This window comes from Vibrio sp. B172a, assembly GCF_030248355.1.
Taxonomy (GTDB): Bacteria; Pseudomonadota; Gammaproteobacteria; order Enterobacterales; family Vibrionaceae; genus Vibrio; species Vibrio owensii.
In genome coordinates this window covers 1-12135 of sequence record NZ_JAHGAC010000006.1, presented here as the reverse complement: position 1 = coordinate 12135, position 12135 = coordinate 1, and the positions used below count along the sequence as shown (strand labels likewise).

General features: G+C 47.1%; 10 protein-coding genes. All 10 read left to right on the top strand.

Annotation, left to right across the window (positions count from 1 at the left end; translation table 11 throughout):
* Positions 1-22: 22 nt before the first annotated feature.
* Complete coding sequence (gene flgE, locus KIT90_RS07335; protein ID WP_005425641.1) at positions 23-1336, top strand: flagellar hook protein FlgE; 1314 nt, start codon at positions 23-25, stop codon at positions 1334-1336.
* A 315-nt stretch (positions 1337-1651) separates the two neighbouring features.
* Positions 1652-2401: a flagellar basal body rod protein FlgF gene (locus tag KIT90_RS07330; protein WP_038896397.1), complete on the top strand. Its 750-nt coding sequence runs from the start codon at positions 1652-1654 to the stop codon at positions 2399-2401.
* Positions 2402-2419: 18 nt separating this feature from the next.
* Positions 2420-3208 carry a flagellar basal-body rod protein FlgG gene (gene flgG, locus KIT90_RS07325; protein ID WP_005425600.1) on the top strand — a complete coding sequence of 263 codons (789 nt, stop codon included), beginning with the start codon at positions 2420-2422 and terminating at the stop codon, positions 3206-3208.
* A gap of 30 nt (positions 3209-3238) precedes the next feature.
* Positions 3239-4018, top strand: a complete 780-nt coding sequence (gene flgH, locus KIT90_RS07320) for a flagellar basal body L-ring protein FlgH (protein WP_005425645.1) — start codon at positions 3239-3241, stop codon at positions 4016-4018.
* Between the two features lie 44 nt (positions 4019-4062).
* A complete protein-coding gene (locus tag KIT90_RS07315) occupies positions 4063-5154 on the top strand; it encodes a flagellar basal body P-ring protein FlgI (RefSeq protein WP_285376053.1) in 1092 nt (363 codons plus the stop codon).
* Positions 5155-5172: 18 nt separating this feature from the next.
* Entirely contained in the window at positions 5173-6099 is a 927-nt protein-coding gene (gene flgJ, locus KIT90_RS07310; RefSeq protein WP_285376052.1) for a flagellar assembly peptidoglycan hydrolase FlgJ, read from the top strand.
* Positions 6100-6265: 166 nt separating this feature from the next.
* On the top strand, positions 6266-8179 hold the full coding sequence (gene flgK, locus KIT90_RS07305; RefSeq protein WP_005438656.1) for a flagellar hook-associated protein FlgK: 1914 nt from the start codon (positions 6266-6268) through the stop codon (positions 8177-8179).
* A gap of 12 nt (positions 8180-8191) precedes the next feature.
* Positions 8192-9382, top strand: coding sequence for a flagellar hook-associated protein FlgL (flgL, locus tag KIT90_RS07300; protein WP_005438657.1), 1191 nt, complete (start codon positions 8192-8194; stop codon positions 9380-9382).
* Positions 9383-9831: 449 nt separating this feature from the next.
* Positions 9832-10986, top strand: coding sequence for a flagellin (locus KIT90_RS07295; RefSeq protein WP_020196210.1), 1155 nt, complete (start codon positions 9832-9834; stop codon positions 10984-10986).
* Positions 10987-11502: 516 nt separating this feature from the next.
* Positions 11503-12135, top strand: a 633-nt coding sequence (locus KIT90_RS07290) for a flagellin (RefSeq protein ID WP_285376049.1), incomplete at its 3' end; no start/stop codon positions are given.

The following is a 12135-nucleotide window of genomic DNA, read 5'->3' as shown; positions in this document are numbered from 1 at the left end:
CGTCAGGTTAGGAGATTTTGGAATGTCATATGTATCTTTAAGCGGTTTGTCCTCCGCTCAACTGGATTTGAACACCACCAGTAACAACATTGCGAACGCCAACACGTACGGCTTTAAAGAGTCTCGTGCGGAATTCAGCGATGTGTACTCAAACTCTTTGTTCACTAACGCAAAAACCACTCCGGGTGGCGGTGCGCAAGCGAACCAAGTGGCGCAACAGTTCCACGAAGGTTCAAGCATCTACACCAACAACCCAATGGATTTGCGTGTATCGGGTACAGGTTTCTTCGCGGTAGCGAAAGATCGCCTTATCCCACAGCAAAATGAAATGACACGTAATGGTGCGTTCCATTTGAACAAAGACAACTACATGGTAACAGCGAACGATGAGTTCCTACTTGGTTACCAAGTAAACCCTGAGTCTGGTGAGGTATCGTCTTACGAGCCACAACCAATCAATATTCCTGCAGAATTTGGTAAGCCAAAGCAAACAGCGAACATTGAAGTGGGTGTGAACTTACCGGCTAATGGTGATTTGAAAGATCCGACTCAGTTTGATTTCTCAGATCCAGATACATACAACCGTTCGACTTCTTCAACGATTTATGACTCGATGGGTCAGTCTTACAAGCTAACGACTTACTACTTGAAAGACCAAACTCAGCCGAACACGTGGCAAACTTACTACACAGTGACAGACAAAGGCGGTGAGAAGCCATTGAACGTTGCTAACGGTGATGCAGCAACGCCAACGGGTCACGTTGGTCACACGATGAAGTTCAACAACGATGGTACGTTGGCAAGCCTAAACAACGGTCAGCCAATCACATCGGTAGCGTTGGGCGATCCTGCGACAAACACTAACCCAGTGGATTTAAACGGTGCGGATCCTGCGCAAACACTTAACTTTGGTTTAGGCTCAGCGACTCAGTTTGCTGCACCATTTGAACTGACTAAGTTCGATGAAGATGGCGCGACAACGGGCTTCCTGACTAAAGTAGACTTTGATGAAAACGGCAGCGTATTGGGTACTTACTCAAACGGTGAAAACGTAACATTGGGCCGTGTGGCGCTAGTGCGTGTTCCAAACGAGCAAGGTCTGGATAAGAAAGGCGGCACTCAATGGGATTCAACTCAGTTCTCTGGTGACAAGATCTGGGGTGAATCAAATAAAGGCTCTTTCGGTACTATCAACAACGGTATGCTAGAGCAATCAAACATTGATATGACTCAGGAGCTGGTGGATCTGATCTCTGCTCAGCGTAACTTCCAAGCGAACTCACGTGCGCTAGAAGTACACAACCAGCTACAACAAAATATCCTGCAGATTCGTTAGAGCACTCGTTAGTTAGCTCTATCATCTGCTTAATCAAACGCTGCGTGCACTAGCCGTATCGTTTGATGACATCATGACATTCATCTGGTGCTCAACCTGAAAATACCTCAGTTCAGGTTGGGCATGCTTTGATCTCTGGCTTGCCGCTGTTGCCGCTAGGCGGATCAAAACATTGCCTCTCTCTTGGCTGATTCATCCTGAATTGCCATCTGAAAACCCTCAATTTATATTCAAGCTTTTGATTAATAACATTATTTTAATGTTGGCATAACTATTGCTTTTACTCCCTTGTACAGAGAACTTTTGGAGTAATTTATGGATCGCGCACTGTTTCTCGCAATGAGCGGCGCCAAGCAAAATATGCAGGCCCTGCAATTGCGTGCCAACAACCTGGCAAACGTGAGTACAACTGGCTTCCGTGCTGACTTAGCACAAGCTCGCTCTATGCAAGCTTATGGTGAAGGTTTGCCTTCACGTGTATTCAGCATGACGGAACGTCCAGGACATAACTTTGCGCAAGGCAGTGTGATCACAACCGGTCGTGACCTCGATATTACGGTAGAAGGCAACGGCTGGATTTCTGTTATGGACCAAACTGGCAAAGAAGGTTTGACGCGTAACGGTAACCTAAAAGTGGATCAAAACGGCTTGCTAACGAATGCAAGTGGTCATGTAGTGTTGGGCGAAAATGATGCGCCAATCACCTTGCCAATCCCAGTCTCCAAAATCGAAATCGGTCGTGACGGCACCATCTCTGTACTGCCTCAAGGTGCGCCGGCTGAAGAATTAGAAGTGGTTGATCGTATCAAGCTTGTACGCACAGACGATCAAAACTTGTTTAAAGATACCAATGGCTTATTCCGCCATAAAACTCCAAACCAGCCTTACGAAGCAGACGGCTCTATCAGCATCCAAACCGGTGCTATTGAAGGTAGTAACGTGAATGCCGTAGGTGAAATGACCGCTCTGATTGACCTTCAACGTCAGTTTGAAATGCAGGTCAAAATGATGAGCACCGCTGAAGAGATGGATAAGTCTTCAGATTCATTGCTTCGTATGAGTTAACAGAGTTAGAGGTTCACAATGCATCCAGCACTATGGGTAAGTAAAACAGGTCTAGACGCCCAACAGACCAACATCGCAACAATTTCGAACAACTTGGCGAACGCCTCAACCGTAGGTTACAAAAAGAGCCGTGCGGTATTTGAAGATTTGTTCTACCAAAACATCAACCAGCCAGGCGGCCAATCTTCTCAGAACACGGAACTGCCAAGTGGTTTGATGCTGGGTGCCGGCTCTAAAGTGGTTGCGACGCAAAAAGTGCACACGCACGGTAACGCGCAAACCACCACTAACGCACTCGATATGATGGTGGAAGGCGATGGCTTCTTCCAAGTGACTTTGCCAGACGGCAACATCGGTTACACCCGTAATGGTCAGTTCACGTTGGATGGTGAAGGTACGTTAGTGACTTCTGGCTCTGGTTACCCAGTAGAGCCGGAAATTGTGATTCCTGAAGATGCAATTTCTATCACGGTTGGTACAGACGGTGAAGTCTCTGTGCGTATTCGTGGTGAGCAAAACAACGTTGTAGTTGGCCAGCTAACCATTACTGATTTTGTAAACCCTGGTGGTCTTGAGCCAATCGGTCAGAACCTTTACCTACCAACTGGCGCAAGTGGTGACCCACAAGAAGGTGTCCCTGGTCTTGATGGTTTGGGTGAAATTCGTCAATCCATGCTTGAAGCATCTAACGTGAACGTGACGGAAGAGCTGGTCAACATGATCGAAGCGCAACGCGTGTACGAAATGAACTCAAAAGTAATCTCATCGGTCGACAAGATGATGAGCTTCGTTAACCAGCAGTTGTAATCACTAAGAGCGGGATTTAGGGAGCCAATGATGAAACGTATTTGTCTACTTGCACTTATCACGACCATGTCTGGTTGTGCGATGCTAGAGCCGATTGAAACCGACGAAGTCAGCCAAGCGACAACGGTGGTGGATGCGGTTGAAGGCGATAAGTCGAAAGAAGAGAGCAGCGGCATCATTGATACTTTGCGCGGCAGAACCGATCCGGTGGCAGGCGATCCGGCATGGGCACCGATTCACCCTAAACAAAAACCAGAGCACTATGCGGCAGCAACGGGCTCTTTGTTTAGCACCGAGCACATTACCGACCTATACGACGATTCTAAACCACGTGGCATCGGCGACATCATTACCGTAACACTCGACGAAACGACTCGTGCGACTAAGAGTGCCAACGCCGATCTATCAAAAACCAACGATGCGAAGATGGAGCCTCTGTCTGTCGGTGGTCAAGAGCTGCAAATTGGCGGCAAATACAACTTCTCGTACGATCTGAACAACACCAACACCTTTGCCGGCGACTCTTCGGCTAAGCAAAGCAACAGCATCAGCGGTTACATCACGGTAGAAGTCATTGAGGTGCTGGCAAACGGCAACCTAGTGATCCGCGGTGAGAAGTGGATGACCCTGAATACGGGTGATGAGTACATTCGTCTAAGCGGCACAATTCGCCCTGATGACATCAATTTTGACAATACTATTGCGTCAAATCGTGTATCTAACGCAAGAATCCAATACTCTGGCACAGGCTCACCACAAGATATGCAAGAGCCAGGTTTCTTGGCACGATTCTTTAATGTAGCCCTGTAAGACGTCGAAATGACGGCAAATTGACTGCAAGAGATTGAGTAAGCATGAAAAGAATCCTATTAGCACTGTTGAGCGTTGCGCTATTTGCAACCACAGCCCAAGCTGCACGTATCAAAGACGTCGCGCAAGTGGCTGGTGTGCGTAGCAACCAACTTGTGGGTTATGGCTTGGTTTCAGGCTTACCGGGTACGGGTGAGTCAAACCCGTTTACAGAACAAAGCTTCGCGGCAATGCTGCAAAACTTCGGCATTCAAATGCCGCCGGGTACCAAACCAAAAATTAAGAACGTTGCCGCAGTTATGGTAACGGCAACATTGCCGCCATTTTCAAAACCGGGTCAGCAAGTAGACGTTACGGTCTCTTCGATCGGCAGTGCAAAAAGCTTGCGTGGTGGCACCTTGCTACAAACCTTCCTAAAAGGTCTAGACGGTCAAGTGTACGCTGTCGCACAAGGTAACTTAGTCGTGAGTGGTTTCAGTGCAGAAGGTGCTGATGGCTCTAAAATCGTGGGCAACAACCCAACGGTTGGTCTTATTTCAAGCGGTGCAACCGTAGAGCGTGAAATTCCAAACCCATTCGGACGTGGTGACTACATCACATTCAACCTGCTTGATTCTGACTTTACCACTGCGCAACGTATGGCGGATGCGGTGAATAATTTCCTTGGTCCTCAAATGGCCAGTGCGGTTGACGCGGCGTCTGTTCGTGTCCGTGCTCCACGTGATGTGAGCCAACGTGTTGCCTTCTTATCGGCAATCGAAAACCTAGAGTTTGACCCTGCAGATGGCGCGGCGAAAATCATTGTGAACTCTCGTACCGGTACGATTGTGGTCGGCAAGCATGTTCGTTTGAAACCTGCGGCAGTGACGCACGGTGGCATGACGGTAGCAATCAAAGAAAACCTTAATGTGAGCCAACCAAACGGCTTCTCTGGTGGCCAAACGGTTGTTGTGCCGGACTCTGACATCGAAGTGAATGAAGAGAAAGGTAAGATGTTCAAGTTCGAACCGGGTTTGACACTAGATGACCTAGTCCGTGCAGTGAATGAAGTCGGTGCAGCTCCGTCGGATTTGATGGCGATTCTGCAAGCATTGAAACAAGCTGGTGCCATTGAAGGCCAGCTGATCATCATCTAATCGATTAGGAGAGAAACCATGTTTAACAATCCTAATGATATCGGCTTTATTCATGACATCAGCTCCCTCGATACTCTTCGTCAAAAAGCGGTGAAAGAGGGCAAAGATGGTGAGCATGAAGCATTGCAAGCGGCCGCTCGTCAGTTTGAATCGATCTTTACTTCGATGATGTTGAAGTCGATGCGCGAAGCGAACGAAGGCTTTGAGTCAAACTTAATGAACAGCCAAAACGAAAAGTTCTACCGTCAAATGCTGGATGAACAAATGGCGAGTAACTTGAGTGCATCGGGTTCGATGGGCTTGGCTGACATGATTGTTAAGCAGTTGACGGTTGGGCAAGGTGACGACAAGGCTGAAACAGCCATGCGCGATGCAGCAAACAATGCTGTGGAATACCGTCGTGTGGATCCGAAGAAAGCTCGTGAAATCGAACAGCGCTTGATTGAATCAGGTCAGCTATTACGACCGGGTTCAGAACCATCACGTTTTGATTCGCCAGAATCTTTTGTTAATTCGATGAAGCCATACGCAGACCGTGCAGCGAAAGCCTTGGGTGTTGAACCTTCATTGCTATTGGCTCAAGCCGCGCTAGAAACAGGCTGGGGGCAAAAAGTCGTTAAGAACGCACGTGGCAGCAGCAACAACCTGTTTAACATTAAAGCTGACCGTAGTTGGCAGGGTGACAAAGTGACGACTCAAACGCTAGAGTTCCACGACAATACACCTGTGAAAGAGACGGCGGCATTCCGTTCTTACTCCAATTACCAAGACAGTTTTAACGACTACGTCCGCTTCTTGAATGAGAACCCGCGCTACGAGACTGCCCTTCAGCAAGGTGGTGATTCTGAATCCTTTATTCGTGGCATTCACAGCGCAGGATACGCAACTGACCCAAGTTATGCAGACAAAGTGCTGCAGGTAAAACAAAAAATCGAGAGTATGTAATTCAATCCGATTACGGATACTTGATAGACGTTTTGAGAAGGCTTGCCACAGTGCAAGCCTTTCTTTTTTCGTGCTTTCTCTTTCTTCCCTAAACTGGCACACCTTTTGCTAATTGCTAACTAGGTGATCGGTCAATACCGATTTTATTTCGTTTTTGGGGGCATGTATGGCGTCAGATTTGTTGAATGTAGGTACACAAAGTGTGCTTACCGCTCAGCGACAGTTGAATACGACTGGTCATAACATTTCTAATGCGAATACAGAGGGTTACAGTCGTCAGTCTGTTATCCAAGGCACCAACGATCCGCGTCAATTTGGTGGGTCAACTTACGGCATGGGCGTGCATGTGGAAAATGTTCGCCGCTCTTGGGATGAGTTTGCCGTTAAAGAGCTAAACCTTTCCACTACGAATTACGCCAGTAAGCTTGATAACGAGAAGAACCTCGATCTGCTCTCAAGCATGTTGTCTTCGGTGGCATCAAAAAAAATCCCAGAAAACATGAACGAGTGGTTTGATGCGGTAAAAACCATGGCGGATACCCCAAACGACATGGGGGCGCGCAAAGTCGTGTTGGAAAAAGCCAAATTACTCAGCGATACCCTAAACGAATTCCATGAAACTGTGCGTCAGCAATCCGATGTGGCCAATAAATCACTGGATATGGGCATTGAACGCGTGAACCAACTTGCTGTTGAGATCCGCGATGTTCATCGATTGATGATGCGTACTCCTGGTCCCCATAACGACTTGATGGACCAACATGAAAAACTGATCAAAGAGCTTTCTGAATACACCAAGGTGACGGTAACGCCACGTAAAAATTCGGAAGGTTTTAATGTCCATATCGGGAATGGACACACCCTTGTTTCGGGAACAGAAGCCAGCCAATTGAAGATGATTGATGGCTCACCAGATGTTCATCAACGTCGCCTCGCTATGGTTGAAGGTGGTGGCATTAAAGCCATCAAATCAGACGATATTGACGGCAAAATTGGCGCGTTACTTAAGATGCGTGACGAGCACATTCCACAAGTGATGGATGAGCTTGGCCGCTTAGCGACGGCGTTTTCTAGTGAAGTAAACCACCTGCAATCGCAAGGCTTGGATCACTACGGTAATGTGGGTGACCCATTGTTTACCGATGTGAACTCAGAGCGACTAGCTAAATCTCGCGTTGTTGCAGGCCCTCAATCGACGGCTGATATGGCGGTTTACATCAATGATATCAGCGCGCTGAAAGGTGGCGAGTACTCATTACGCTACGATGGCGACAGCTACGCCGTGACTAAGCCAAATGGTGAAACCGTTAAGCTTAATACTGATGCTGGTAATGCGCTCTACATCGACGGAATGCGGGTTGAAGTTCGTAACGAGCCTAAAGTCGGTGAGCATGTGTTGCTTCGTCCGACTCGTAGCAGCGCAGCGCAAATGAAAGTTGAAACCACGGATCCAAAAGCCATTGCTGCGCAAAGTTATGAAGCGTCGACGACCTTTGCTCAAGGTAATGCCAAATTTGAGATTGTTGATGCGGGTGATTTACGTGAATTTGAAGTGGTTGTTTCTCCAACTGGAGACCAATTTGCGGTAACCGATACCAAAGGCAACGTGATCATGGCGCCTCAGCCATATCCACCGACCGGACCGGTTTCGGTCAGTTTACCGAGCAATCATCCCGCTTATAAAAACGGCGGGGCGACAGTATTTGAGTTAAGTGCAGGCGCATTGGCGAACGATAAATTTACCGCGAACCTAGTGCCATCTGAAGGTGATAACGGCAACTTACGTAAGATGCAAAACATCCAAACCGACAAGAAGATGAACGGCAATGAATCGACGATCATGAGCTTGTACTTCAACTTGAACACCGATGTGGGTTTGAAAACGTCAACCGCAAGTCGACTCGCCGATGTTGCTCAGTTAGAGAGTGAGGCGGCACAAGAGCGCGTGGCGTCGATATCGGGAGTAAACCTCGATGAAGAAGCGGCAAACATGATGAAGTTCCAACAGGCGTATATGGCCTCTTCTCGTGTGATGCAGGCGGCCAATGACACCTTCAACACCATCTTGCAGTTGCGATAAAGGAGGCCTTAGATGTTAACGCGAATTTCTAGCTTCCATAACTACCAGTCAGTGCAGAACGATCTGCGCCGTCAGGAAAACAAAGTTCACCACAATCAGGAGCAATTGGCTTCTGGTAAACAGTTGACCAAGCCGAGTGATGACCCACTTGCGACGCACTATATTCAGAGCATTGGCCAACAAGAAGAGCAGTTAAAACAATACCTTGATGCCATTGTTCTGGTTCGTAACCGACTAGAAAACCAAGAAGTGGTGATTGCCAACGCTGAGCAATTTACTGATGAGTCGAAACGCATCTCGATGGAAATGATCAACGGTGCGTTTTCTCCGGAAGACCGTGCGGCGAAAAAGCGCGAACTGGAAGAGATTGCAAACAACTTCTTGGCGTTAGTGAATACGCAAGACGAATCGGGCAACTACGTTTTTGCTGGCACGAAACCAAAATCGCAGCCTTTCTTTCGTGATTACGACGGTAGCGTGGTTTACACCGGTGACGATTACCAACGCAAGATGAAGATCGCCAGCAACATTGAGCTCGGCATCAACTATCCGGGTAATCACCTGTTTTCGGAGATCCCAAACCCGTTTGGTGATTTCGAGCCGCAATACGATTTACAAGAAGGCTCTGAGCTGTTGCTTGGTCAAGCAACAAGTGCGTCAGAAGATAACTCAAACTACAAAGTCACCTTTGTGGACATGAGTAACGGCAAGTTTGGTTACCAATTGGAAAAAGATGGCAGCATCGTACAAGTCGATGACTACTCGCCAATTGATGGTATCCAATACGAAGGCATCAATATTCAACTGAAAGGGCAGGTTTCAGCTGGGGATAGCATTACGCTAGAGCCGCGCCAAACCTTCAGTGTTTTTGATGCATTCAAAGAAACCATGCAGTGGTCGGAAAGCTCAGTATCTGACGCGTCGGCGACAGCAAAGCTGCATCAAATGACGGAAGAATTCCAAGCGGCGTTTGTTCATATGAACAAAGTCAGAACCGACTTGGGTGCTAAGTTGAGCACGCTCGATATTCAAGAGCAAAACCACGAAGATTTTAATTTGTCTCTGGCGAAAGCGAAGAGCAATTTTGAGGACTTGGATTACTCCAAGGCAGTGATTGAGTTCAGTGAGAACTCACGCGCGTTGCAAGCCTCACAACAGGCATTTGGTAAAACCAAAGACCTGACGTTGTTTAACTATATTTGATGCGCCTACCGTTTATGCGGTGAGCTCGGTATTTCAACCGTTCGATTTTAATGCCTTATGTGCCAAGCCTTAAGTGCGAGAAATCAACGAAAAATACCGAGTAATGCGAGCCAAGCGGCATGATTTGACCGAAAGCGGCAATCAAGCCAACGGTAATCCGGGCGGCAATAAAGAAACAGCGATTCGGCAACACAACAAAAATGAGTAAGGCAAGGCTCTTGCCCCGTATGCCCTATAACTTGTTGTTTATTTGTTCATTATTAAAAGAACAAATAGTTTGAAACAAGTTGGCACACAAATTGTATTGATGTTGTCAGAACAGACTTACGAGATTCTAAACCCTGCCATAGGGCAGATTTAGCAAGTAATTTTTTTACGGTCAGTGCTTATCCAAATGAGAGTAAAGCTGGCCGCTTCGCAAAAGCTTGCGAACTCAACAGGAGAGCAAAATGGCTGTAACAGTTAGTACTAACGTCTCCGCGATGACCGCGCAGCGTTATTTAAACAAGGCGACCAACGAGCTAAACACCTCAATGGAACGTCTATCATCTGGTCACAAGATTAACAGTGCAAAAGACGATGCGGCAGGTCTACAGATCTCTAACCGTCTAACGGCTCAGTCTCGTGGTCTAGATGTGGCAATGCGCAACGCAAACGACGGTATCTCGATTGCCCAAACGGCAGAAGGGGCGATGAACGAAGCGACGTCAGTGATGCAACGTATGCGTGACTTGGCGATTCAATCTGCAAACGGTACTAACTCTCCTGCGGAACGCCAAGCGATCAATGAAGAATCATCAGCGTTGACGGATGAGCTTAACCGTATCGCAGAAACGACTTCATTTGGTGGTCGTCGTCTATTGAACGGTTCGTTCGGTGAAGCGGCATTCCAAATCGGTTCAAGCTCTGGTGAAGCGATGATCATGGCGTTAACGAGCATCCGTGCGGATGACCAGCGTATGGGCGGTGTGACTTTCTTCTCTGAGAATGGCAAAGACAAAGATTGGGGCGTGGATCCAACCAAAGCGGATCTAAAAATCACGCTGCCAGGCATGGGTGAAGACGAAGACGGCAACCCTGACGATCTAGAAATCAATATCAACGCAAAAACAGGCGATGATATTGAAGAGTTGGCAACGTACATCAACGGCCAATCTGATATGATCAATGCATCGGTAAGTGAAGACGGCAAACTACAAGTGTTTGTTGCGCACCCAAACGTTCAAGGCGAGATTTCAATCTCTGGTGGCCTAGCATCGGATCTAGGTCTAAGTGATGAAGCGGTACGTACATCAGTGCAAGATATCGATATGACAACCGTGCAAGGTTCTCAAAACGCGATTTCTGTACTGGATTCAGCGCTTAAGTACGTCGATTCACAACGTGCTGACCTAGGTGCAAAACAAAACCGTCTAAGTCACAGCATCAATAACTTGGCAAACATCCAAGAAAACGTTGATGCATCGAACAGCCGAATTAAAGATACGGACTTTGCGAAAGAAACAACGCAAATGACCAAAGCTCAAATTTTGCAACAAGCAGGTACTTCGATTCTTGCTCAAGCGAAACAGTTGCCAAACTCTGCGATGTCACTATTGCAGTAGTTTACCTAGCCTGTATTCAATACATTCAGACGTGGATGGGAATGCAGGCTTATGGCAAGCAACTTTATAATAGAATGTGCGGCTCTCTCATCTCTCACCTGCCAATCATTTTCAATGTAAAGTTGCACCCGGTGTGCCGGTTATGTGTTCATTTCTCTTGATCTCCACATAGGCTCTGGCTACCAACCTAGCCCCAGTTCTCTCAAAGGAAAAGGGGCTTTTTCTTTTCTATCTCCCAGATAAAACATTCCTTTCTTTCATCTAACTCACTGCTTTCTAGCTGTTTTTGGTTGTTCTTTGCTCAATTTAGAGCGCTCGACTTAAGCTGCAGAAACTTGAGGCTTTTTTTCTACTTTTCTCTCATTTTTCTAGCCAAATCTCGCAAATTCACTTTTTTTGATTTTTTTCTAAAGCTTCTGAAATCCGAGTCGTTAATAGAAGTAACTTTGAGAGAACTACTTGGTTTTCCGAGACGTCGGAAACCGCTACATCGGAAAATCAATTGGAGAAATCACCATGGCAGTGAATGTAAACACAAACGTATCAGCGATGACCGCTCAGCGTTACCTAAACAACGCAAACTCAGCACAACAAACTTCTATGGAGCGTTTGTCTTCAGGTTTCAAAATCAACAGCGCGAAAGACGACGCTGCGGGTCTTCAAATCTCGAACCGCTTGAACGTACAAAGCCGTGGCCTGGATGTGGCTGTTCGTAACGCGAACGACGGTATCTCTATTGCACAGACTGCTGAAGGTGCAATGAACGAGACAACTAACATCCTGCAACGTATGCGTGACCTATCTCTTCAATCTGCTAACGGCTCTAACTCAAAATCTGAGCGTGTTGCGATTCAAGAAGAAGTAACGGCACTAAACGACGAACTAAACCGTATCGCTGAAACGACATCTTTCGGTGGTAACCGTCTACTTAACGGTACTTACGGCACTCAGTCTTTCCAAATCGGTGCGGACAACGGTGAAGCAGTAATGCTTAACCTAAAAGACATGCGCTCAGACAACAAAATGATGGGCGGCGTGAGCTACCAAGCTGAAAACGGTAAAGACAAAAACTGGAACGTTGAAGCTGGCAAAAACGACATGAAAATCAGCCTGACTGACAGCTTTGGTCAGGAGCAAGAAATCAACATC

Bases quoted from the DNA above. Each gene is read 5' to 3' on its own strand.
- flgK (WP_005438656.1), top strand. From the start codon at position 6,266: ATGGCGTCAGATTTGTTGAATGTAGGTACACAAAGTGTGCTTACCGCT.
- flgE (WP_005425641.1), top strand. From the start codon at position 23: ATGTCATATGTATCTTTAAGCGGTTTGTCCTCCGCTCAACTGGATTTG.
- flgJ (WP_285376052.1), top strand. From the start codon at position 5,173: ATGTTTAACAATCCTAATGATATCGGCTTTATTCATGACATCAGCTCC.
- flgH (WP_005425645.1), top strand. From the start codon at position 3,239: ATGAAACGTATTTGTCTACTTGCACTTATCACGACCATGTCTGGTTGT.
- flgG (WP_005425600.1), top strand. From the start codon at position 2,420: ATGCATCCAGCACTATGGGTAAGTAAAACAGGTCTAGACGCCCAACAG.
- flgL (WP_005438657.1), top strand. From the start codon at position 8,192: ATGTTAACGCGAATTTCTAGCTTCCATAACTACCAGTCAGTGCAGAAC.
- KIT90_RS07295 (WP_020196210.1), top strand. From the start codon at position 9,832: ATGGCTGTAACAGTTAGTACTAACGTCTCCGCGATGACCGCGCAGCGT.
- KIT90_RS07315 (WP_285376053.1), top strand. From the start codon at position 4,063: ATGAAAAGAATCCTATTAGCACTGTTGAGCGTTGCGCTATTTGCAACC.
- KIT90_RS07330 (WP_038896397.1), top strand. From the start codon at position 1,652: ATGGATCGCGCACTGTTTCTCGCAATGAGCGGCGCCAAGCAAAATATG.